Annotated in this window: 23 protein-coding genes; 15 read left to right on the top strand and 8 right to left on the bottom strand. The window is 70.2% G+C overall.

The features are described 5' to 3' along the window. Window positions 1-79: 79 nt before the first annotated feature. From FVE25_RS46375 to FVE25_RS46355, 5 genes are all read left to right on the top strand, one after another. The gene (locus FVE25_RS46375; protein WP_157253917.1) at window positions 80-430 is read left to right on the top strand and encodes a YbaB/EbfC family nucleoid-associated protein; all 351 of its coding nucleotides are present in this window, start codon (window positions 80-82) and stop codon (window positions 428-430) included. Window positions 431-433: 3 nt separating this feature from the next. Continuing rightward, entirely contained in the window at window positions 434-1033 is a 600-nt protein-coding gene (recR, locus tag FVE25_RS46370) for a recombination mediator RecR (protein ID WP_157253916.1), read from the top strand. Then, on the top strand, window positions 1026-1556 hold the full coding sequence (locus FVE25_RS46365) for a DUF5063 domain-containing protein (RefSeq protein ID WP_157253915.1): 531 nt from the start codon (window positions 1026-1028) through the stop codon (window positions 1554-1556). The genes recR and FVE25_RS46365 overlap by 8 nt, the downstream gene beginning before the upstream one ends. A gap of 72 nt (window positions 1557-1628) precedes the next feature. Continuing rightward, entirely contained in the window at window positions 1629-2903 is a 1275-nt protein-coding gene (locus tag FVE25_RS46360) for an aspartate kinase (RefSeq protein WP_157253914.1), read from the top strand. Beyond that, window positions 2900-3958 carry an aspartate-semialdehyde dehydrogenase gene (locus tag FVE25_RS46355; protein ID WP_157253913.1) on the top strand — a complete coding sequence of 353 codons (1059 nt, stop codon included), beginning with the start codon at window positions 2900-2902 and terminating at the stop codon, window positions 3956-3958. Before FVE25_RS46360 ends, FVE25_RS46355 begins: the two co-directional genes overlap by 4 nt. A 708-nt stretch (window positions 3959-4666) precedes the next feature. Here the strand turns inward: FVE25_RS46355 and FVE25_RS46350 are convergent. After that, on the bottom strand, window positions 4667-5095 hold the full coding sequence (locus FVE25_RS46350; RefSeq protein WP_157253912.1) for a hypothetical protein: 429 nt from the start codon (window positions 5093-5095) through the stop codon (window positions 4667-4669). A gap of 64 nt (window positions 5096-5159) precedes the next feature. Between FVE25_RS46350 and FVE25_RS46345 the strand changes: the two genes are divergently transcribed. The 5 genes from FVE25_RS46345 to FVE25_RS46325 all read left to right on the top strand — a co-directional run bounded on the left by FVE25_RS46345 (window position 5160) and on the right by FVE25_RS46325 (window position 9162). After that, a complete protein-coding gene (locus FVE25_RS46345; RefSeq protein ID WP_157253911.1) occupies window positions 5160-5300 on the top strand; it encodes a hypothetical protein in 141 nt (46 codons plus the stop codon). Between the two features lie 150 nt (window positions 5301-5450). Beyond that, window positions 5451-6119 carry a TetR/AcrR family transcriptional regulator gene (locus tag FVE25_RS46340; RefSeq protein ID WP_181019932.1) on the top strand — a complete coding sequence of 223 codons (669 nt, stop codon included), beginning with the start codon at window positions 5451-5453 and terminating at the stop codon, window positions 6117-6119. Between the two features lie 253 nt (window positions 6120-6372). Continuing rightward, the gene (locus FVE25_RS46335; RefSeq protein ID WP_157253910.1) at window positions 6373-7329 is read left to right on the top strand and encodes an LLM class F420-dependent oxidoreductase; all 957 of its coding nucleotides are present in this window, start codon (window positions 6373-6375) and stop codon (window positions 7327-7329) included. A 9-nt stretch (window positions 7330-7338) separates the two neighbouring features. Then, complete coding sequence (locus FVE25_RS46330; protein ID WP_219825960.1) at window positions 7339-8757, top strand: amidase; 1419 nt, start codon at window positions 7339-7341, stop codon at window positions 8755-8757. Between the two features lie 132 nt (window positions 8758-8889). Beyond that, entirely contained in the window at window positions 8890-9162 is a 273-nt protein-coding gene (locus FVE25_RS46325; protein WP_246268537.1) for a YkvA family protein, read from the top strand. Here FVE25_RS46325 and FVE25_RS46320 read toward each other — a convergent pair. From FVE25_RS46320 to FVE25_RS46310, 3 genes are all read right to left on the bottom strand, one after another. Continuing rightward, window positions 9143-10339 carry an amidohydrolase family protein gene (locus tag FVE25_RS46320; protein WP_157253908.1) on the bottom strand — a complete coding sequence of 399 codons (1197 nt, stop codon included), beginning with the start codon at window positions 10337-10339 and terminating at the stop codon, window positions 9143-9145. The genes FVE25_RS46325 and FVE25_RS46320 overlap by 20 nt on opposite strands. Window positions 10340-10553: 214 nt before the next feature. Then, entirely contained in the window at window positions 10554-11297 is a 744-nt protein-coding gene (locus FVE25_RS46315) for a tyrosine-protein phosphatase (RefSeq protein WP_157253907.1), read from the bottom strand. 16 nt (window positions 11298-11313) lie between these two features. Next, the gene (locus tag FVE25_RS46310; protein WP_157253906.1) at window positions 11314-12093 is read right to left on the bottom strand and encodes an SURF1 family cytochrome oxidase biogenesis protein; all 780 of its coding nucleotides are present in this window, start codon (window positions 12091-12093) and stop codon (window positions 11314-11316) included. A gap of 127 nt (window positions 12094-12220) precedes the next feature. Here FVE25_RS46310 and FVE25_RS46305 point away from each other — a divergent pair, with 127 nt between their 5' ends. After that, window positions 12221-12868: a VC0807 family protein gene (locus tag FVE25_RS46305; RefSeq protein ID WP_157253905.1), complete on the top strand. Its 648-nt coding sequence runs from the start codon at window positions 12221-12223 to the stop codon at window positions 12866-12868. On the opposite strand, the gene FVE25_RS46300 is transcribed toward FVE25_RS46305, so the two are convergent. Then, window positions 12842-13309 carry a winged helix-turn-helix transcriptional regulator gene (locus tag FVE25_RS46300; RefSeq protein ID WP_181019931.1) on the bottom strand — a complete coding sequence of 156 codons (468 nt, stop codon included), beginning with the start codon at window positions 13307-13309 and terminating at the stop codon, window positions 12842-12844. The two genes, FVE25_RS46305 and FVE25_RS46300, sit on opposite strands and share 27 nt — an antisense overlap. Before the next feature lie 102 nt (window positions 13310-13411). On the opposite strand from FVE25_RS46300, the gene FVE25_RS46295 reads away from it, so the two are divergent. The 3 genes from FVE25_RS46295 (at window position 13412) to FVE25_RS46285 (ending at window position 15525) form a co-directional block, all read left to right on the top strand. Continuing rightward, on the top strand, window positions 13412-13885 hold the full coding sequence (locus tag FVE25_RS46295; RefSeq protein ID WP_246268535.1) for a GNAT family N-acetyltransferase: 474 nt from the start codon (window positions 13412-13414) through the stop codon (window positions 13883-13885). Further along, a complete protein-coding gene (locus FVE25_RS46290; protein ID WP_157253903.1) occupies window positions 13882-14481 on the top strand; it encodes a TetR/AcrR family transcriptional regulator in 600 nt (199 codons plus the stop codon). The genes FVE25_RS46295 and FVE25_RS46290 overlap by 4 nt, the downstream gene beginning before the upstream one ends. Window positions 14482-14550: 69 nt before the next feature. Beyond that, entirely contained in the window at window positions 14551-15525 is a 975-nt protein-coding gene (locus FVE25_RS46285; RefSeq protein WP_157253902.1) for an NAD(P)-dependent oxidoreductase, read from the top strand. Here the strand turns inward: FVE25_RS46285 and FVE25_RS46280 are convergent. After that, window positions 15500-15802 carry a hypothetical protein gene (locus FVE25_RS46280; RefSeq protein WP_157253901.1) on the bottom strand — a complete coding sequence of 101 codons (303 nt, stop codon included), beginning with the start codon at window positions 15800-15802 and terminating at the stop codon, window positions 15500-15502. The genes FVE25_RS46285 and FVE25_RS46280 overlap by 26 nt on opposite strands. An 88-nt stretch (window positions 15803-15890) precedes the next feature. Between FVE25_RS46280 and FVE25_RS46275 the strand changes: the two genes are divergently transcribed. Further along, the gene (locus FVE25_RS46275; protein ID WP_157254048.1) at window positions 15891-17324 is read left to right on the top strand and encodes a DUF7059 domain-containing protein; all 1434 of its coding nucleotides are present in this window, start codon (window positions 15891-15893) and stop codon (window positions 17322-17324) included. A 267-nt stretch (window positions 17325-17591) separates the two neighbouring features. On the opposite strand, the gene FVE25_RS46270 is transcribed toward FVE25_RS46275, so the two are convergent. Next, the gene (locus tag FVE25_RS46270; RefSeq protein WP_157253900.1) at window positions 17592-20579 is read right to left on the bottom strand and encodes an AfsR/SARP family transcriptional regulator; all 2988 of its coding nucleotides are present in this window, start codon (window positions 20577-20579) and stop codon (window positions 17592-17594) included. 245 nt (window positions 20580-20824) lie between these two features. After that, window positions 20825-21472: a GNAT family N-acetyltransferase gene (locus tag FVE25_RS46265; RefSeq protein WP_157253899.1), complete on the bottom strand. Its 648-nt coding sequence runs from the start codon at window positions 21470-21472 to the stop codon at window positions 20825-20827. Between the last annotated feature and the right edge of the window lie 58 nt (window positions 21473-21530).

Raw genomic sequence — 21530 nt, 5'->3', positions numbered from 1 at the left:
CTCCGCAGTGCGGGCTGGGGCCCAAACACCGTAGGCTCGTGGCAGTCAAAAGACGCGTAGCCATGAGGAGCGCACGAAGGTGAATCCAGGGGATGTCAACCTGCAGCAGCTGCTGGAGCAGGCCCAGCTCATGCAGCAGCAGCTCGCGAGCGCCCAGCAGGAGCTCAACGACGCCCAGGTCGAAGGCTCGGCGGGCGGCGGCATGGTCACCGCCGTGGTCAACGGGGCACGCGAGCTGCTCGAACTCAAGATCGACCCGAACGTGATCGACGCCGGGGATCCGCAGGACACCGCGGACACGATCGCCGACCTGGTGATCGCCGCCATCCGCGACGCCTTCCGCGCGGCCGACGAGCTGCAGCAGGAGAAGCTCGGCCCGCTGGCTCAGGGGCTGGGCGGCGGCGGTCTCGGACAGTTGCCGGGGTTCTAGGCCATGTACGAAGGGGTCGTCCAGAATCTGATCGACGAGCTGGGGCTGCTGCCCGGCGTCGGTCCCAAGAGCGCGCAGCGGATCGCCTTCCACCTGCTCGCGGCCGATCCCGCTGACGTGAAACGGCTGGCGCACGCCTTGCTCGAGGTCAAGGAGAAGGTGCGTTTCTGCCGGGTGTGCGGCAACGTGGCCTCCGAGGAGGAGTGCCGCATCTGCCGCGATCCACGCCGGGACACCCACGTGATCTGCGTGGTGGAGGAGTCGAAGGACGTCGTCGCGATCGAGAAGACGCGCGAGTTCCGCGGCACCTACCACGTGCTCGGCGGCGCGATCAGCCCGATCGACGGGGTCGGCCCCGACGATCTGCGAATCCGCGAGCTCATGACCCGGCTGACCGACGGCCGGGTGACCGAGCTCATCCTCGCCACCGACCCCAACCTCGAGGGGGAGGCGACGGCGACCTACCTCGCCCGTCTCATCAAGCCGATGGGCATCAAGGTGACACGACTGGCCAGCGGTCTGCCTGTGGGCGGTGATCTCGAGTACGCCGACGAGGTCACGTTGGGCCGCGCGTTCGAAGGACGGAGGCTGCTGGATGTCTGACCAGTGGGGCGTTCTCGCTGATGAGATCGCCGGACACGCACAGAACTACGTCGACGGCCTGACCCGGGTGGCCGGCGGCGAGGGTGGCGACGCCATTTGGTCGTTGCTGCTGGTCGAGGTGGCGCAGGTGAGCCTGGCGGGCGCGCAGCTGGGTGCCAGCCAGGACGTGATCCTGTCGGGCAACTGGGAGCCGCCGCTGAGCGAGGACCCGGACATCGACGGCGTCCGCACGGCGCTGGCCGAGCGGCTGGGCGCGGTGGACGACTACGCCGAGGTCTTCGACCCGTACAAGGACACCACGGTCACGCCGTACCGCCTGTCCGACGATCTGACGGCGGTCGCGGCGGACCTCATCCACGGGCTGCGGCACTTCGAGGCGGGCCGTCCGCATGAGGCGTTGTGGTGGTGGCAGTACTCCTACTTCAACACGTGGGGCAATCACGCCGGAGCGGCAATGCGTGCACTTCAGGCGCTTGCCGCCCACACGCGGCTGGACGTCGCGGAAGAGGCATTGTCCACATAGTGGTCCGTTCCCGCAGTGCCATCGAGGGGCGTCGGTAGACTGGCAGCTCACAGTCCAAACCGGGAGACTCTCGTGGCGCTCGTTGTGCAAAAGTACGGTGGTTCGTCCGTCGCCGACGCGTCCTGCATCAAGCGGGTCGCGCAGCGGATCGTCGCGACGAAAAAAGCCGGCAACGACGTGGTCGTGGCAGTCTCAGCCATGGGCGACACGACCGATGAACTACTCGACCTGGCCGAGCAGGTGGCCCCGCTGCCCCCGGCCCGTGAGCTCGACATGCTGCTGACCTCCGGTGAGCGCATCTCGATGGCCCTGCTGGCGATGGCGATCGCCAACCTCGGCCACGAGGCGCGGTCGTTCACCGGATCGCAGGCGGGTGTGATCACCGACTCCACCCACGGCAAGGCCCGCATCATCGACGTGACGCCCGGCCGCCTCCGCGAGGCTATCGACCAGGGTCACATCGCGATCGTGGCCGGCTTCCAAGGGGTCTCGCAGGACACCAAGGACATCACCACGCTGGGCCGTGGCGGCACCGACACCACCGCGGTGGCACTGGCCGCCGCGCTCGAGGCCGACGTCTGCGAGATCTACACCGACGTCGACGGCGTCTTCACCGCCGACCCCCGGATCGTGTCCGCGGCACGGAAGATCCCCAAGATCTCCTACGAGGAGATGCTGGAAATGGCGGCCTGCGGCGCGAAAGTCCTGCACCTGCGCAGCGTCGAGTATGCTCGCCGCTTCAACCTGCCGATCCACGTGCGCAGCTCCTTCAGCACCAAGGAAGGCACGTGGGTCGTGTCCGACCCTTACACCGAAGGAACCGAGATGGAGCAGCCGATCATCTCCGGCGTCGCGCACGACCGGAGCGAGGCCAAGATCACCGTTGTCGGCGTTCCCGACAAGGTCGGCGAGGCTGCGCATATCTTCAAAACGCTCGCCGACGCTGAGATCAACATCGACATGATCGTGCAGAACGTCTCGGCCGCGGCGACGGGCCGTACCGACATCTCCTTCACTCTTCCCACGTCCGACGCGTCCACGGCGCTGACGTCGCTGAAGAAGATCCAGGACAAGGTCGGTTTCGAGTCGCTGCTGTTCGATGACCAGATCGGCAAGATCTCGCTGATCGGCGCGGGCATGCGCTCGCACCCCGGCGTGACCGCTACGTTCTTCGCCGCCCTCGCCGACGCGGGGGTCAACATCGAGATGATCTCGACCTCGGAGATCCGCATCTCGGTGATCGTCGAGCAGGACGGTGTGGACGCGGCCGTGGCCGCCGCCCACCGGGCGTTCGACCTTGACGCAGACCAGGTGGAAGCAGTGGTGTACGGAGGAACCGGCAGATGAGCAGGCCAAATCTCGCACTCGTGGGCGCGACGGGTGCGGTCGGCACCGTCATGCGCGACATCGTTTCCAACCGTGAGGACATCTGGGGCGAGATCCGCCTCGTGGCCTCCCCGCGCAGCGCGGGCAAGGTGCTGCAGGTGCGCGGCCAGGACGTCGTCGTCCAGGCCCTCGCCCCCGAGGTCTTCGACGGCATCGACATCGCCATCTTCGACGTCCCCGACGAGGTGTCGGCCGAGTGGGTGCCGATCGCGGCCGAGCGTGGGGCGATCGCCATCGACAAGTCCGGCACCTTCCGCATGAACCCGGACGTTCCGCTGGTCGTGCCCGAGGTCAACCCCCTCGACGCCCGCAACCGGCCGCGCAACATCATCTCGACGCCTAACTGCACCACCCTGTCGATGATGGCCGCGATGGGCGCCCTGCACGCCGAGTACGGCCTCAAGGAACTCGTCGTCGCCTCCTACCAGGCGGTCTCCGGGGCCGGGGTGGCGGGTTCCGCCCGGCTGTACGACGAGATCGAGGTGCTGGCCGGCGACCGCACCATCGGCCAGACGGCCGGGGACGTCCGTCAGGTCCTGGACAAGAAGCTGCCCGCCGACTCGCCGTTCCCGGCGCCGATCGCGTTCAACGTGGTTCCGTGGGCCGGGTCGCTGAAGGAGGACGGCTGGGCGTCGGAGGAGCTCAAGCTCCGCAACGAGTCCCGCAAGATCCTCGGCATCCCCGGCCTGAAGGTCTCCGCGACCTGCGTCCGGGTGCCGGTCGTCACGACCCACTCGCTGGCCGTGCACGCCCGCTTCGACCGCGAGATCACCGTCGCCGACGCCCACCGCGTGCTGGCGGCGGCACCGACCGTGGTCCTGGTGGACGACCCGGCCAACGGCGTGTGGCCGACGCCCCTGGACGTCGTGGGCACCGACCCGACGTATGTCGGGCGCGTGCGGCAGGCGATCGACTTCCCCAACACGCTGGACCTGTTCGTCTGCGGCGACAACCTGCGCAAGGGGGCGGCGCTCAACGCCGCCGAAATCGCCGAACTGGTCGCCGCCGAACGGTAATCGCTGCTGGCTCCCCGCCGTAGTGGGCTTTGCACGTACGGCGGGGCCGCCGCTCTCGCCTCCCCGCCGTGGTGGGCTTTGGAGGTACGGCGGGGCCGCCGCTTCCGCCTCCCCGCCGTGGTGGGCTTTGGAGGTACGGCGGGGCCGCCGCTTCCGCCTCCGCCCGACGTGGGTCGCGCCCGATCATCGGGCGCTTCTCACGTCGGACACACACTTCGCCGCCACAACGCCTCCTTGACCGGTCTGCGCGGTCTAGGGTCGGCGTTCGTTCGCGTTGCGCCGGGCTCCGCCGCACCACACCCCGCCGTACCGGCGCTTGAGTGGGCGGTCTGAGGTTCCGTGCTGGGTGTCCATGGCGCCCTGGGTTCCTGCTGAGCCGGGCAGGAGCCGGGTTCCGGGTCGTCTCCGGGCAGCAAGGGCTCCGGGCTGCCCGCAGAGCGTGGCCGTCTCCCAAGCCGTAGCCGTCTCCCAAGCTGTAGGCGCCTCTCAAGCGGTAGCCCTCTCCTCAAGCCGCGTAGGCGCCTCCCGGGCCGCCAGGGAGTCTCTGGGGCGTTAGGGAGCGGTCTGGGGCGGTAAGAGAGCGGTCTGGGCGCTTCTCAAGGCCGGCTAGGGCCGTCTGGGTGGCTTCTGGGTGGGTCTGGGCTTCCGGGGGCACCCCCGTGCCCCCGGAAGGTCAACCCAGGCGCCGTCCGCAGCGGCCGGCCGTACCTAGCGGAACAGGATGTCCCAGTGGTCTGGCTCCTTGGCGAAGATGGTGCCGTCGCTGGATTTGTAGAGGGGCGAGCCGTCGTACCGGGTGCCGATGCGGGGGTAGGCGGTGGTGATGTGGCGGTCGATGCACGGGGACAGGGAGATGTCGAGTTTGTAGCCGTGCTCGTGGCTGTAGCGGCCGGGCATGTGGCCGGCTTCGGTGCCGCCGGTGACCATGATGGTGCAGCCGCTGTCCCGCTTCAGGTCGATGATCTTGGCGATCGTGGCCGTCCGGACCGACTGCAGGGAGGTGCAGTGGTGCAGGCGGCGGTTGGCGCAGCCTCCTGAGGACTTCCAGCGCAGGCCGGCGTCGCGCAGGCGGTTGATGGCGGCGCCGTGGGAGATGCGGACGGCGGTGCGGCGGGTCTTCACCCTGGTCAGGTCCACCTCTGGAGGGTCGGTCGCCGTGAACCAGTGTCCGGTGTGAATGTCTCCTCCTCCGATCGCGTACGTGCGGGTTACCGGTGGTGGTGACTTCGGCGCTTCTCCTGGTGAGGTGGCGGATGCGGCCGAAGCCAATGCGATGATCGAGATCTCGATGCCCAGCAGTGCGACCACCAACAGCCGCACTTTGCCACGTATCCACATGTGATGCTCTTTCGCGGAATTGCCCTCCCGCCAGAAGCATCAATCCCACGCTTCACACCAGATGACCCCTTCACCAGACCGATCTTTGCCTTGTGGCGGCGATCACCGTGCGGCTCCATGACCTACAGGCGGTCTTGCCCGTAAAGTGACGAAGGTGTCCGAACCCCGAACCCGTGGATCGGAGAGCACCCGAGAGGTCATCGTCGAGACGGCTTTGCGACTGTTTCGGGAACGCGGCTTCGATGCGACGACGATGCGGGCAATCGCGGCCGAGGCCGGGGTATCCGTGGGAAACGCCTATTACTACTTCGAGAGCAAGGAGGCGTTGATCCAGGCATATTACGACCGTGCTCAGACGGAGCACGAGGAGGCGTGCCGCGAGCTGCTGGCGACCGAGCGGTCGTTCGCGGCGCGGCTGAGCGGTGTGCTGCGGGAGTGGGTGCGGGTCTCGGAGCCGTATCACGAGTTCGCGGTGAAGTTCTTCAAGCACGCGGCGGAGCCGACGAACCCGCTGAGCCCGTTCAGCTCTCAGTCCTCGCCGGCCCGCGAGGCGAGCATCGGCATCTACCGGGACGTGGTGGAGGGCTCGCGGGACAAGATGGACGCGGAACTGCGCGAGGAGCTACCCGAGCTTCTGTGGCTGCTGTCCATGGGCATGGTCTTGTTCTGGGTGCACGACACCTCGCCGGGTTGTCAGCGCACCTACCGGCTGATCGAGGTGACGGTTCCCCTGGTGGACCGGCTGGTCGGCCTGTCGCATCTGCCCGGGTTGCGGGGCATCACCAAGGACTTCATCGGGGCGGTGCACGAGCTCAGGGCGTGACAGGAGGCCGGCCATCGGGTCGGCGTACACGAGCGCCGGGCGGCTGGGCGAACCGGCGGCGGCCGCGGTGACGGCGGCCAGGAACGGGACCGCCAAGCCGGTGAACAGCACCACTGTGGGCAAGGTTCGTCTCACGGTGCTGTTTTAGCACGTCAAAGCCATAGATCCGGTGAACGCCGCGAACATACCGTCTGGTTGGTATGGTCACCCTATTGACCCGAACCCCCCGAGCCGGGGCAAGCTGGAGGGCGCGATGACACAGACCTGGGGTATGACGATCCCCTTCCACGACCGCTCCCTGGCGGAGTCGAAGGAGCTGATCGCACAGCTGCCCGCCCTCGGGTACACCGACGTCTGGTCGGCCGAGGTCAACGGCGCCGACGGGTTCACGCCCCTGGCCATGGCGTCGGAGTGGGCCCCTGAGCTGCGCCTCGGCAGCGCGATCGTCCCGGTCTACACCCGCGGGCCCGGGCTGCTGGCCATGTCGGCGGCCACGCTGGCCGACCTCGCTCCCGGGCGGTTCGTGCTGGGCATCGGCGCCTCCTCGCCGGTCGTGGTGGGGCGGTGGAACGCGGCCGAGTTTGCCCAGCCGTACCAGCGCACCCGGGACACGCTGCGCTTCCTGCGCAGGGCGCTGGCGGGGGAGAAGGTGTCGGAGCGGTACGAGACCTTCGAGGTCAAGGGGTTCAAGCTGGAACGGGCGCCCAAGGTGGCGCCGAAAATCGTGCTGGCGGCGCTGCGGCCGCGGATGCTGCACCTGGCCGCGAGCGAGGGCGACGGCGCGATCACCAACTGGCTCTCGCCGCGGGACGTGCGCAAGGTGCGTGCCGAGCTGGGCGGGGAGACCGAGCTGATCGCGCGGCTGTTCGTGTGCGTGAGCGAGGACACCGAGAAGGTGCGCGAGCTGGGGCGCTGGATGCTGGCCGCGTACCTGACCGTGCCCGCCTACGCCGCCTTCCACGGCTGGCTGGGCCGCGGCGAGGTGCTGCGGCCGATGCACGAGGCGTGGGCGGCGGGCGACCGGGCCGCCGCGCTCAAGGCCATCCCGGACGAGGTGGTCGACGACCTGATCGTGTACGGCGACGCGGCGACGTGCCGGGCGCGGATCGGTGAATACCTCGCCGAGGGGCTCGACACCCCCGTGCTCGCCCCGATACCCGGTGGCGCCGGGATCACCGAGGCCGTGCACGCACTGGCACCCCCCAAATAAGGAGCACATGTGGACGAGGTCCTCCGGCTGGACGCGGTCGGCCAGGCGCAAGCCGTACGCGAAGGGAGGGTCTCGCCGCGGGAGCTGGCCGAGGCCGCCATCGCGAAGATCGAGGCGTTCGACGGCGAGCTCAACGCGGTCGTGCACAAGCGGTACGAGCGCGCGCTGGCCGAGGCGGGCGCGCTGCCCGAGGGCGGCCCGTTCCGCGGGGTGCCGCTCCTGCTGAAGGATCTCGGCTGGGTGGAGAAGGGCGAGCCGTACAACGCGGGCTCGCGCGTGCTCGACGGGGTGAAGATCGCCGCTGACGGCTACAGCGTGGCCAAGCTCAAGGAGGCCGGGTTCGTCATTCTCGGGCGGACCAGCACGCCCGAGTTCGGCACCACGATCACGACCGAGCCGCTCGCGTTCGGGCCCACGCGCAACCCGTACGACCCCGCGTATTCGGCGGGCGGCTCCAGCGGCGGGTCGGCCGCGGCGGTGGCCGCCGGGTTGGTCGCGGTGGCCACGGCCAGCGACGGTGGTGGTTCTATCCGCATTCCTGCGTCTTTGTGCGGACTGGTTGGGCTCAAGCCGACCAAGGGGCGCTCCAGCTACGGGCCGTCCGGAGGCGAGGGCTGGAGCGGGTTCTCGGTGGCGGGGCTGGTCAGCAGGTCCGTGCGGGACACCGCGGCGGTGCTCGATCTGATCTCCGGCTTCGAGGAGGGCGACCCGTACGGCGCGCCCGCGCTGCCGCGCCCGCTGGCCGAGGAGGTGGGCGCCGGCCCTGGACGGCTGCGGATCGGGTTCGTCACCCGGCACCCGCGCGGCGACGTGCCCGAGCACGAGGAGCTGACCGCGGCGGTCACCGGCGCCGCGCGGCTGCTGGAGTCGCTGGGCCACCACGTCGAACCCGGCCATCCGGGCGAACTCGGCAATCCCGGCTTCCCTGAGCACTTCGGGGGCCTGGTCGCCGCGAACGTGGCCGCCGAGGTCGAGAGCGTCGGCGTCTGGCGCGGCCGTCCCGTCTCGCTGGAGGAGCTGGAGCCGCGCAACCGGGCCATGGCCGAGGCCGGGGCCAAGCGCACGGCCGCGCAGCACGCGCTCGCCGTGCAGTGGATGGACGGCTTCCGCCGCCGCATGGCCGCCTGGTGGCGCGCCGGCCACGACCTGCTGCTCGCGCCGTCGCTCGGAGTGCCGCCGTTCCCGCTCGGGTGGGTGCCGCCGGAGGACCTCAGCACCGCCTTCGGCCGTACGGCACACGCCGTCTCCTACACCTCGGCGTTCAACGCGACCGGCCAGCCGAGCGTCTCCCTGCCCCTGCACAGGACCGCCGCCGGGCTGCCCGTGGGCGTCCAGCTCGTCGCCGCCACCGGCCGCGAGGACCTCCTGGTACGGCTGGCCGCCCAGATCGAGGCGGCCGCCCCCTTCCGGCACACCGCCCTGCGCTGATCGTTAGGAACCAGATTCGCCGGGAACACGTTATGTCGTGAAGGAGGTGGCGCACCTATGGCGAAAGTGAACCGCGCGGCTGCGGTATGGCGCACATATCAAGAGGTGAGTCAGCCCGGCACGCCCGGGCTCATGAAGCGGATCGGGGCGATTCCGCGCATGGTCCGCGCCGGGATGCGCGGCGACTACCCGGGCATGGGCAAGGGCAAGATCGGCCTGATGGCGCTCGGGATCGTCTACCTGATCTCGCCCATCGACGCGATCCCCGAGTTCCTGCTGATCATCGGCGTGGCCGACGACTTCGGCGTCCTTCTCTGGCTGGCGGGCTCGCTCGTCGGTGAGAGCGGCCGCTACCTCGGCTGGGAGCGCAAGGTCATCACCGGGACTACAGTTCCTCCCGCCTGAGCCACGCCCGCGACGGCAACGGGTGCCCGAACAGCCGGGCCGCGTTGCCGTAGGCGACTCTGGCGATGTCGGCCGGCGGGAGCTGGCCGAGGTTCCTGGCCACCGACTTCTGGGTGTCGGGCCAGGTCGAATCGGAGTGCGGGTAGCCGCTTTCCTGCAGCACGTGGTCGAGGCCGACGGCCAGCCGTACTCCTGACAGGGCGTGGTCGTCGAGGGTGCCGAAGAAGAAGTTGCGGCGCAGGACCTCGCTGGGCTTGAGGCCGCCGTCCCAGGCTGCCTCGCCCGCGACCGGGTGGTCCAGCGCGTAGTCGGCGCGTTCCGCCAGCATCGGCAGCCAGCCGACGCCGCCTTCCACGATGAGGATGCGCAGGTTGGGGAAGCGCAGTGGGATGCCGGACCAGAGCCAGTCGGCGCAGGCGAACATCGCGGTCGTCGGCATCAGCGTGGTGATCGCCTCGACCGGCGTGTCGGGGGAGGGCACCGGTGACCAGCTCGAGTCGGCGGTGTGCAGGCAGACGACGGTGCCCGTTTCCTCGCAGGCGGCGAAGAACGGGTCCCAGTGGTCGGAGTGGATGGACGGCAGCCGCATCCGCGTCGGGAACTCGGGGAAGACGACGGCCTTGAAGCCGCGGGCGGCGTTGGCCCGGATCTCCTTGGCGGCCACGTCGGGGTCGGGCAGCCAGGGCAGCTGCAGGCCGATGACGCGCTCGGGGTAGGTGCCGGCCCAGACGTCGATGTGCCAGTCGTTCCACGCCTTGACCAGGGCCAGGCCGAGCTCCTGGTCGCGGGTGCGGGCGAAGGGCATGCCGGACTGGCCGGCCAGCATGCCGGGGAAGCACAGGGCGGCCCAGATGCCCGCCGCGTCCATGTCCTTGATGCGCGCCTCGATGTCGTGGCAGCCGGGGCGCATGTTCTCGAACCGGACCGGGTCGAGGGTCCACTGCTCGCGGGGCAGGCCGGCGCCCACGTCCATGCCGGCGCACGGGTAGGTGGCGCCGCCGTACCGCCATACCTGGTGACCGGCCTCCGTCTCCACGACCTTGGGCGCGACGTCGGTGTATTTCTCCGCAAGCCGGCCCTCGAAGAGGTCGGGCGGCTCGATCAGGTGATCGTCGGCGGAAATGATCACATAGTCGCGCCGCCTGGGTTCAGGATCAGGGAGCAGCGGCGTAGTCACGCAGGTAACCGTACGACGGCGGCATGACGTCGAACAAGCTGCCGGGCCGCCGCCAACCTCCTCAACCTTCCGCAAACCACCGCTTCACCGCAGGATTCACCCCGAGGGCGGGCTTGACTGGGCTTCTTGACCCGGCCCCGTTCCCGAGTTGGACCCGGGGCCGGGAGGGTCCGCGCGGGTGAGGGTGCTGCTCACCGCGGACCCCGGCCCCCTCTTACCCGGCGGAGATCGATTCAGTCAGCAGGTGGGCGCGCAACCTGGTGACGGTCTCGGCGGAGACCTTCAGCACCTCCGAGCAGTAGGCCGTGAGCGAGCCGTGCCGGGCGGTCATGTCGGCCAGGAACAGCTCCATGGCGTGCGCCGGAGCCACGCCGAAGCACGGCCCCATGAACGCGTCGGGGTGGCGGGCCTTCCAGTCGGCGATGAACCGTTCGGTGGCCAGCCCGGTCAGCGCGTAGTCGGCGACGACGTCGCCGGGGGCGACTCCCGCCAGGGAGAGCACGAGCGCGGTCAGGACGCCGGTGCGGTCCTTGCCGGCGGCGCAGTGGACGACGACCGGCGCGTTGCCGGCCTCGGCGATGGTCTCGACGGCTTCGCGCAGCAGCGGCACCCCGTCCTCGGTGACCTCGAGGTAGCGGTCGGCCAGGAAGCGGGGCACGCCGACGCCGGGGTCGAAGACGCTGAAGTCCCAGGGCCGGCCTTCGACGGGGAGGTTGTGGTAGCGCAGGCCCTCGGTGTGGGGGACGCGGCCGTTCCTCTCCACCTCGTAAGGGTGGCGCAGGTCGATGACGGTCTTGACCTTCAGGGCGTGGAACGTGGCGAGGTCCGGCCCGGCCAGCCAGCCGAGGGAGTCGGCCCGGTAGAGCCGCTGCCATTGGACGCTACGCCCGTCATCGGCGGCATATCCGCCTACGTCGCGAAAATTGTGGATATTGGCGAATTTAATGTGGCGGATCACACGAGAAGCCTATAAATCAGGCTTCAACCGGAGTAGGGGTCGACGCCGCGGCCTTCCGATCGGCCACCTCGCGGCGGATCAGCAGCAGCCACCCCCCGATCGCCACCGCGATGAACAACCACCACTGCACCCCATAGGCGAGGTTGAGCCCGCCCCCCGACCCCACGTCCGGCGCCGGGACCGGCTCCGGCGCCCCGGCCGCCGAAGGCTCCTGCGCGGTCAGCTCCACGAACCCGTCCACCAGCTGGTACGGCAGCGCCTTCCCGATCTTCTGGGCATTGATCAGCAGCACCTGACCAGGCGGCAACCCGGCACGCTCCCTGATCCCGCTGGACTCCTCGGTCTCGCTCAGCCGTAGCCGCCCGGTGACATTCACCTGTCCGGCAGGCGGCGCCTGCACCTCGGGTGGCGCGTCGGCATGCGCCCCGGCCTTGACCCAGCCCCGGTTGACGAGGACGGCCTTGCCCTCGCCGGTCACCAGCGGGGTGAGGACGTAGAAGCCGGGCCGGCCCTCCTGGGGGCGCCGCCGTACGACCAGGGCGTTCGCGGTGTCGTAGGAGCCGGTGGCGGTCACCAGCCGGTAGCGGTCCTCCTCGCGGACGGCCCGGCCGGGCGGGGCGAGCCGGTCGAGGGGCACCGGCTCGGCCTCGATGTTGGCGGTGACCCGCTCGCTGTTGGCCGAACGTTCCTCGAACCGCCCGAACTGCCACCTGCCCAGGAAGACGAAGGCGGGGATGACCAGCAGCACCACGACGTGGAGCGCCACCCATCGAGGGGTCAGGAGGAACCGGTACACCCCTCAAGAGTAGGCACCGGCAACGGTGGTTCTTCACCTGGCCCGATCTGGTCGAACGGGTTACCAAATCGCAAGTGATCGCGTACGGTCGGGACTCGTGCCACCCCTCACGAGCAAGACGTCCTGAATGACCCTGGTTGCCGCGTCACCCGAGGCGCCCGAGTTCGTCATGCCCCGCCTGGGCGCCCTTCTGTGGCACGCGGTGCCGCGGGTGCTGGAGAGCATGATCCTGCCGGTCGCGCTCTTCTACGCCGGCATGCTGGCCGGAGGGGAGTACGCGGGGCTGGGGTGCTCGGCCGCGTGGGTCTTCGGCGGCATCATGGTGCGCCTGGTGCGCAGCAGCCGGATGCCGGGCACGGTGATCCTGGCGGGGCTGAGCCTGGTGGCGCGGGTGGTGGTGACCGTGCTCACGGGGAACTTCCGGTGGTTCTTCCTGCCACCGACGTGCGGGGTGTTCATGGTCAGCGCGGCGTTCCTGGCCACGGCGCGGGGACGCAGGCCGCTGGCCGAGCGGATCACGCTGGATCTGGTCCCGCTGCCGGAGTGGGTGGTCGCGCATCCGGTGCTGCGGCGGTTCTTCGTGCGCCAGTCGCTGGCCTGGGGGTTCGCCCAGCTCGCCAACGGCTCGCTGACCCTGTGGACCCTGCTCAGCTTCGAGCTGGGAACGTTCCTGGCGCTGCGCACCTCGCTGGTGGCGCTACTGCTGTCGGGGGCCGCGGCCTTCTCGGTGCTGGACTTCCGCCGCTGCCTACGCGCTCTCCAGCTCCGCGCCTGAGCCGGGCACGGGGGTGACCTCCCGCGGGCCGCTCACCTCGTGGCCCTCGGCGCAGCGGAAGTGCTGCTCGATGAGGGCGCCGCAGTCTCGATGGGTCAGGCAGACCGCCGGTCCCGCCTCGTCGGACAGGTATTTGTCACCGAAGTGCATGAGCGCGACCAGCAGGGGATAGAGGTCGCGTCCCTTCTCGGTGAGGCGGTATTCGTCGCGCTGGCGCTGGCCGGGTTCGCGGTAGGGCTCCTTGCGCAGGAGTCCTTCGTCGACCAGCCGGGCCAGCCTCGCGCTGAGCACCTGCCGCGGCGCACCGGTCATGGCCTGCATGTCGGCGAACCTGCGCACCCCGCTGAATGCCTCGCGCAGCACCAGGAAGGTCCATTTCTCCCCGACGATGTCCAGGGTCCGCTCGATCGAGCAGTTGCTCACCCGGAAGGGCACGTTCATGGGCCACATCATACCTGAGTCTAGTTGACAGACTCAGGCGTGCTGCGAGAGCCTGGGTCTATGAGACGAACCCAGATTCGCCCCGTGCGATGCGGGGACGAGGTGGCGTTCCGGCGCTTCCTCGCGGGGCTGTCGCTGCACACGCAGACGCTGCGGTTCTTCACAGGGGTCGGCCACCCGTCCGCGAGCCTGCTCGCCGCCCTGATGGCGGTCGACGAGCGCAGGGACGCCCTGGTGGCCGTGCATGAAGGCGAGATCGTCGGGCACGCCATGAGCTACAGGGGCGCTCGTGCGGACGACGTCGAGATCGCGGTGGTCGTGGCCGACCAATGGCAGGGCATCGGCCTCGGCCCGCGGCTCATCGGCACGCTGCTCACCCGCGCCGCCATCCGCGGCGCGACCACGGTCGGCATGGACGTCCTCGGCGAGAACCGCAGGGCGCTGCGCCTCATCAGAAGGGCCTGGCCTGACGCGGAATTGCGAGTCTCTTCCGGTTCGGTCGAGGTGACCGCTATGATCAAGCAGGCGGTGGTATTTGCGGAACAACGTTCTGTTGGCTCACCATTGACTGCGTGAAGAGTGTCAAGAACGGACGCGACGGCCGCACCCGCATCATCGAGGGCGCCCTCCGCCGCTTCAGCCAGGACGGGGTCTCGGCCACCACGCTGGCCAGCCTCCGCGAGGAGAGCGGCGTCAGCGTCGGCAGCTTCTACCACCACTTCGCCAGCAAAGAGCACGTCTTCGGGGTGCTCTACGCCGAGATCCTCTCCGCCTACCAGGCCGAGTTCCTCGCCGAGCTGACCAGCCACGCGGGAGCCCGCGACGGCATCGAGGCGGTCGTGGCCTTCCACATGCGCTGGGCCGGCGAGCACCCGGAGCGCGCCCGCATCCTGGTCAGCGAGCGCCCGCCGCGCAAGAACGAGCCCGGCGGCCAGGAGGTCGCCGAGGCCCGCCGCGCCTTCTTCCGCCAGGTCTCCGACTGGTGGAAGCCCCACATGAAGAACAACCTGCTCCAGCCCGTGCACGCGACCATGTGCTACGTGCTGTGGCTCGGCCCCGCCCAGGAGATGTGCCGCCTGTGGTTCGCCGGCGCCCACACGCCCACCGACGAGGAGATCAAGGGCCTGGGCGAGGCCGCATGGCAGAGCCTCCGTCAGCGTCCGGAGGAGTAGGCCGCCCCCTCACGGGCCAAGGTCCGGAAGAATAGGTCGATCACCCTCTGTGGTGTTATTGTCACGAACGTGAGACGACCTCGGGCGCTGGTCCTGCCCACCCTGCCGGAGTGCGCTCTCGTCCGCCTGTCGGAAATCGCCGAACTGGCCGAGGTTCCGCCCCGTCCCAGCCTCGGCTTCTCCGACGAACAACTCGCCGACCTCGTCATCGAAACCGGCGCCTCGGTCATCGTCACCGAGGGTGACCAGGTCCGCGATTCCGTGCTGTCCCTGCCGCTCGACATCGTGGCCTGCCTCGGCCCGCCCACCAACGTCGACCTGCGCCTGGCCGCCGCCTGCGGCGTCGCCGTCCTGCACCCGGCCGGGCGCGACCCCGACGCCGTCGCGGAACTCGCCATCGCGCTGCTGTTCGCGGTCAGCCGGCACGTCGTCGTCGCCGATCGGGAGGTACGGCGCGGCCGGGTCTACCGGGGCCGCGTCCCGCCGTCGGAGCGCCACCGGGGCATCCGCCTGGCCGGTCGCACGCTCGGTCTCGTCGGCCTGGGCCAGGTGGGCCGTGCCGTACGCTGGCGGGCCCGCGGCCTGGGCATGAACGTCGTGGCCCACGACCCCCACGTGGCCGAGGCCACCCTCGCCCTGCCCGAGTTGCTGGCCGTGGCCGACGTCGTCTCGCTGCACGTGCCGGTCACCGAGGACACCCGCGCTTTCATGGGCGCCGTGGAGTTCGCCGCCATGCGCGCGGGCGCGATCTACCTCAACACCGCCCGGGGCGCGCTGCACGACCTGGCCGCCCTGGTCGACGCCCTGCGCCGGGGACATCTCGGCGGTGCCGGGCTCGACCACTTCGAAGGCGAATGGCTCGATCCCACGCACCCGCTGACGCGGCTGCCGAACGTGGTCCTCACCCCGAACCTCGGGCACGCGACCGGCGAGAGCCAGGCCGAGCACGCGCGCTCGCTGGTGGAGGACATCGGGCGCACGCTGCGCGGCGAGGCGCCCGCGCACGCGTGCCAGCCGGTCATGCGGGTTGGCGAATCCTTGTAGGCACCCGCCAGACTCCGGTGCCGAGGGTGATGTCCAGCCGGAGCTCGCCACGCTGGCGGCGCAGGCCGGGCACGGGCAGCTTGACGTGGACGTCGAAGCGTCCCCGCCGCGGGTAGCCGAAGCCGAGTTCGCCGGGCAGCACCCTGAAGTCGTCGCGGTTGCCGCAGCTCGGGCAGGTCCAGGAGACCAGGTCCAGGCCGCGGTTGTAGTCGGTGCAGGCCTGGAAGTATTCCTCGGGCCGGAACCGGGACTCGCAGGCGAGGCAGGGGATGAGCACCTCATAGAGATACCGCGTCCCACTTGTCTCTTGCTTGCAGATCGCTGAGGCAATTGAGTAACGGTATGATTACGCTGCGTTTATGATCATGTGTTGGTGTTTGCCTGCGGAAGGATGGGGTCCCGTGGAACGACTGCGTGAATACCTTCTGGAGAGCGGCTACACCATCGACGGCGTCCGCGACCGCCTGGGCGCCGTGGCGGCCGGGGCGCTGGCCCGTGAGGAACTGGTCCCCGCCCTGCGCGCCACCACCGGGGGCGATCCGGCGGCCACGCTGATCCGCCTGTTCTGGCTGGGCGCCGCCGTACCCGCCGAGCAGGTGGCGCCCGAGGTGGTCGCCTCGGGGCTGGCGCGGCACGAGGAGGGCGGCCAGGCGGTGCGGGCGACCGTGCATCTGCAGCCGTGGGAGGGCGACGGCTACCTCGTGTCCGACCGCAAGGTGCGCCCGGGAGACCCGGCGCTGCGCCCCGACCACGTCGTGGGCGCGGGCGGCGCTTCGGCCAATCTCGCCCAGCTGGTCAGCCGCCACCCGGTGGACAGCGCCCTCGACCTGGGCACGGGCTGTGGCGTGCAGGTCCTGCACCTGAACGGGCGGGCCCGGCGGATCACCGCCACCGACGTCAACCCGCGCGCCCTCGAGCTGGCCGCGCTGAGCTGGGCGCTGTCCGGCGTCAGCGGCGTGGACGCGCGGACCGGCTCGATGTTCGAGCCCGTGGAGGGTGAGACGTTCGACCTGGTCGTCTCCAACCCGCCGTTCGTGATCTCTCCCGTCGGCGCCCTCACCTACCGCGAGGCCGGCGGCGACGACTTCTGCCGCGATCTGGTACGGCAGGCGCCCGGCTACCTCAATCCCGACGGCCAGGCGCACTTCCTGGCCAACTGGCTGCACGTGGAGGGCGAGGACTGGCGCGAGCGGGTGGGCGGCTGGCTGGGGGAGACCGGCTGTGACGGCTGGGTGGTGCAGCGGGACGTGCAGGATCCGGCCGAGTACGTGGAGTTGTGGCTGAAGGACGCCGCCGAGCAGGGCACCCCCGGTTATGCCGAGCACTATGACCGCTGGTTGTCGTGGTTCGACGAGCGCAAGGTGGAGGGCGTCGGCTTCGGCTGGATCACCCTGCGCAACTCCGGCAGCCTGGATCCGGTGGTTCGGGTGGAGCAGCTGACCCACCAGGTGGAGCTGCCGGTGGGGGAGTACGTGGACGACGTGCTGGACGCGATCGCCGCCGCCCATCGCGCCACCGGCCTGGAGGCGGCCCGGTTGCGGACGGTCGAGGGCCTGCTGGACGAGCGGATCGCGGTGCCGGGCGCCGAGGATCCCATGAAGATCGTCCTGCGGCAGACGCGTGGCCTGCGCAGGAGCTGCGAGGTCGGCACGGTGGAGGCGGCGCTGGCGGGGGTCTGCGACGGTGAGCTGGCGCTGGGCCCGCTGCTCAACGTGATCGCCGAGCTGGTGGGCGACGGGGAGCAGCTGAGCGCCGACGCGCTGCGGCCCTTGATCGCCGAGGGTTTCTTCCTCGTCTAGCGGGGCTTTGATTCTGTGTTGATTCGACGTTGACAGGCGCGAGGGAGAGTTAGGTCACAGGCACGGACCTGGGGGGTTCGAGGTCCGTGCCGGGTCCGGCCGGTCGTCGAAGTGAGGCGGCTAGCCGCCACGTGGAGCATCCGGATAACCGGGCCCCCTAGCGAAGCGTGGCGGTAGATGACCGGCCGGGCTGATACCTTCCGCTCCCACCAAGGGGCAGCCTTGATCAACCATGTATGGATGACACGACTAGACGACGAGCTGTACTCAGGACTCGACGACCTGAGCGCTGTCGAGCATGGCTCTGACGTCCCCGGCTTCGGGAGCGCCGAGCCGCGAGAAGATGTCGAGGGCCTGCCGTAGGCAGTCGGTGCTGCGGCTCACGCTGCTCATGCCCCGCAGCGCCTTGCCGAGGACGGTGAGCGAGAGGGCTTCGCCGTACGGATGGCCGATCTCTCTGCTGACCACCAGCGCCTGCTCGGCGTGGCGGACGGCGTCGCCGTAGCGTTCGGCGGCGATGAAGGTCTCGGCCAGCCGGGAGCAGACCCGTTGTTCCCACACCCGTTGTTTGCTGGCGCGGAAGAAGGCGAGGCACTCGGCATGGTGGTGGACGGCCTCGGTGATGCGGCCGACCCGCGAGAGCACGATGCCGAGGTGGTAGCGGGCGCGGGCGGTGCCGGCGCCGCTGCCGATCTCGGTGAAGATGGCCAGGCCCTTCTCGGCGGCGGCGATCGCGTCCTCCGGCCGGCCCAGGCCGAGGTGTTCGCGGGCCGAGTACGACAGCACCAGCGCCTCCCCGGCGGGCACCCCGTTGGCGCGGTAGAACTCCATCGCGGCGTCGAACCAGGTCAGCGCCTCGGTGTGGCGGCGCTGCCGGCCGACCACGACGGCCAGCGCGTTGCGGACCTCGCCGGTGACGACCTTCTCCTCGCGGGCCACCGACAGCTCGTGCACGATCCGGAACTGCTCCTCGGCCTGGGCGAGCTGGTTGCCGGCGAACAGCACCCGGCCCAGGACGTACCGGGCCCGCAGCTCGCTGCCGGCGTCGCCGATGCGCTGAGCGGCGGCCAGCGTCGCCTTGGTCGCCTGGTCGAACTCCCGGGTGTGGGTGCCCGACTCCAGCAGCGGCTCCATCGCCACCAGCATGTCGGCCGCGGGCAGCAGGTGCTCGCCGATGCGCGAGGCGGCGGCCGCCTGGTTGATGGCGGCGAACAACGCGTCACCCTCGGCGATCAGCCAGGCCACCGCCTCGTCCACCGAGGTGAACACGCGCCCGCTGCCGACCACCACCAGGTTGTCGGAGATCATGCTGCCCTCGTAGGCGAGCCGGTGCGCCGACTGGCACGAGGCCAGGTAGAAGCCCAGCAGCCGGCGCAGCGCCATCGTGCGCGCCTGGGGCCGCTCGGTCTTCTCCAGCGTGCGCCGCGCGAACAGCTTCAGCAGGTCGTGGAAGCGGTAGCGGCCCGGCGCCGGAGCCTCCAGCAGGCTGGCATCCACCAGCGACTCCAGCAGGTCCTCGGTCTCCAGCGTGCTCATCGACAGCACCGCGGCCGCCGCCCCGGCCGAGATGTCCGGCCCGTTCGGCAGCGACAGCAGCCGGAACGCCCGCGCCTGGGCGGTGTCCAGCTGTCCGTACCCGAGCGCGAACGTGGCCTCCACGGCCAGGTTGCCCACCCGCAGCTCATCCAGGCGGCGCTGCTCGTCGGCCAGCCGCGGCACCAGCGAGGCCACCGTCCAGGACGGACGCGCCGCCAGCCGGGCGGCCACGATCCGCACCGCCAGCGGCAGGAACCCGCACGCGGCCACCACGTCCATCGCCGCGCCGTGCTCGGCCGCCACCCGCTCGGGCCCGGCCACCAGGGCGAACAACGACAACGCCTCGTCCGGCTCCATCACGTCCAGATCGATCAGCCGCGCCGACGGCAGATCGGCCAGCTTGACCCGGCTGGTCACGATCGCCGCGCACCCCGGCGTGCCCGGCAGCAGCGGCAGCACCTGCGCCGCGTCGCGGGCGTTGTCCAGCAACACCAGGATGCGCCGCTCGGCCAGCAGCGACCGGTACAACGCCGACCGCTCCGGCAACCGCTCGGGAATCACGTCGGGCGGAACGCCCAGCGCCCGCAGGAACGCCCCCAGCGCCGACTCCGGCGCGGTCGCCTCGTCGGTGTAGCCACGCAGGTCCGCATACAGCTGCCCGTCCGGGAACTGTTCGTCGGACTGGTGCGCCACGTGCACCGCCAAAGCGGTCTTGCCCACGCCGCCGATGCCGCAGATCGCCGCCACCGGCACGCCCTCGTGCGCGCTCTGGGCCGACAGCAACGTCCGCAACCGGCCGACGATCTCCTTGCGGCCGGTGAAGTCGTTGACCGCGGCGGGAAGCTGCGCCGGGCGCGGCAGCTCGTGCGGGCTCTCCTCGTCGTCGCCACCTTCCTCCGGCACCTCGACGACCGCGATCACCGGCGCGGAGACCGCCAGGTCGGGGTCGGCGGTCAGGATGCGCTGGTGCAACGTGGTCAGCTCACGGCCCGGCTCCACGCCGAGTTCGTCGATGAGCGCCTGCCGGGTCTCGGTGAACACCGCCAGCGCATCACCCTGCCGCCCGCACCGGTACAACGCCAGCATCAGCTGGGCCCGCAGCCGCTCACGCAGCGGGTGGTCGGCGGTCAGCGCGATCAGCTCCGACACGATGGCCGCGTGGTTGCCGAGCTGCAGGTCCACGTCCATCAGCGTCTCGACCACGCTCAACCGGCGCTCGGCCAGCCGGTCACGCTGGTGGTCGGCGTACGGGCCCACCGCGCCGGCCAGCGGCTCGCCCTCGAACAGGGCCAGCGCCGCGCGCATCTCCTCGGCCGCCTGCGCCGGGCGTCCGGCCTTGCGGGCGGCCTCGGCCTCGGTGATCCCCCGCTCGAACCGGGTCAGGTCCAGCGCGCCGTCGGGCAGGCGCAGCGCGTAGCCGCGGCCGACCGAGGTCAGCAGCTCGGGACGGGTGCGCGCCGGGCGGTCGGGCTCCAGCACGGTCCGCAGCCGGGAGACGTACGTCCGCAGCGCGCCCAGCGCCCGTGGCGGCGCGTCCTCGCCCCACACCGCGTCGATCATCTCGGTCGGCGTCACCGCCCGGCCTTCGCGCAGCAACAACATTCCCAAAATGGAGCGCTGCAACGGTGTGCCCAAATCCACTTCCTGGCCGCTGCGCCACGCGCGGACGGGACCGAGCACGGCGAACCGCAGCTCGCCGTCCATGCCGTGACCAGCCATGCCGTGTGTCTCCCAGGCAATGGAACGATTTGTTACCAAATGATAGATCCATAGTTGCCTAACACATAGGCATGAGCCAATTCGTTAACCGAAGCGTTGATTCGCCTTTGATCCGGTGTTGAACCTCTCCGGGGATGCTGATAGGGCGGCGGGCATGGCCCCAATACGGGGGCGGCCGTGCCCCTCACCATAGATACGGAAGGCCCCGCCCAAGGTCGTCGGGCGGGGCCTGTTGCGGATGTTTCTTATGCGGCGGCCTCGACCAGCCCGAGCCTCAGCTCCAGGCGTTCTCGGACCGCGGGCCATTCGGCGCGGAGGATCGAGTAGAACGCGGTATCTCGGACCGTGTCGTCGGCGCCCCGGCTTTCCGCTCGTCGCACCCCGTCGAAGTGTGCGCCGAGGGCCCCGATGGCGGCCCTAGATCGTTCGTTTCTCACATCTGCCTTGAGCGTGATGCGGTGGACGTTCCAGGTCTCGAAGGCGAGCGAGAGCATGAGGTACTTGCTCTCCCGGTTCACACCTGTGCCCTGGGCCGATGCGGCCAGCCAGGTGTAACCGATGTCCGCCACGGACGGGACATCGCCCACCGCTCCGCGTACCCCCGGAGGCCAGGGCATGGGGCCCTGCCAATACTCCAGGTTCATCAGACGGGTGGCACCGACCAGGCGGTCGGTGTCCAGCCACCGGATGGCGAAGGGCATCGTGCGGCCCTCCGCCTGCTCAGCCATGGCGGCCTCCACATAGGAGACCATCTCGTCCCGACCCTGCGGGACCCGAGTGAAGGCGTAAGTGGAGCGGTCTTCACTCGCCGCGGCGACGAGGTCATCGACCACCGCGAGGCTGAGAGGTTCCAGGCGCACGGAGCGCCCGGACAAGGTGACAAGAGCGGGCATGAGCACATGATGGGGGCTCGTGGGCACACCTGTAACCACGTGCCGCGTGTCAACATGT

Source organism: Nonomuraea typhae, from assembly GCF_009760925.1.
In the GTDB taxonomy this organism is placed as follows: Bacteria; Actinomycetota; Actinomycetes; order Streptosporangiales; family Streptosporangiaceae; genus Nonomuraea; species Nonomuraea typhae.
The sequence above is the reverse complement of the archived record's forward strand: the minus strand, read 5'-3'. Positions and strand labels throughout refer to the sequence as shown.

What these genes read in the sequence shown, in the direction of transcription:
- recR (WP_157253916.1), top strand. Translation starts at nt 434, where the DNA reads ATGTACGAAGGGGTCGTCCAGAATCTGATCGACGAGCTGGGGCTGCTG.
- FVE25_RS46335 (WP_157253910.1), top strand. Translation starts at nt 6,373, where the DNA reads ATGACACAGACCTGGGGTATGACGATCCCCTTCCACGACCGCTCCCTG.
- FVE25_RS46365 (WP_157253915.1), top strand. Translation starts at nt 1,026, where the DNA reads ATGTCTGACCAGTGGGGCGTTCTCGCTGATGAGATCGCCGGACACGCA.
- FVE25_RS46355 (WP_157253913.1), top strand. Translation starts at nt 2,900, where the DNA reads ATGAGCAGGCCAAATCTCGCACTCGTGGGCGCGACGGGTGCGGTCGGC.
- FVE25_RS46270 (WP_157253900.1), bottom strand. Translation starts at nt 20,579, where the DNA reads ATGGCTGGTCACGGCATGGACGGCGAGCTGCGGTTCGCCGTGCTCGGT.
- FVE25_RS46275 (WP_157254048.1), top strand. Translation starts at nt 15,891, where the DNA reads ATGTGTTGGTGTTTGCCTGCGGAAGGATGGGGTCCCGTGGAACGACTG.
- FVE25_RS46305 (WP_157253905.1), top strand. Translation starts at nt 12,221, where the DNA reads ATGACCCTGGTTGCCGCGTCACCCGAGGCGCCCGAGTTCGTCATGCCC.
- FVE25_RS46325 (WP_246268537.1), top strand. Translation starts at nt 8,890, where the DNA reads ATGAAGCGGATCGGGGCGATTCCGCGCATGGTCCGCGCCGGGATGCGC.
- FVE25_RS46265 (WP_157253899.1), bottom strand. Translation starts at nt 21,472, where the DNA reads ATGCCCGCTCTTGTCACCTTGTCCGGGCGCTCCGTGCGCCTGGAACCT.
- FVE25_RS46300 (WP_181019931.1), bottom strand. Translation starts at nt 13,309, where the DNA reads ATGAACGTGCCCTTCCGGGTGAGCAACTGCTCGATCGAGCGGACCCTG.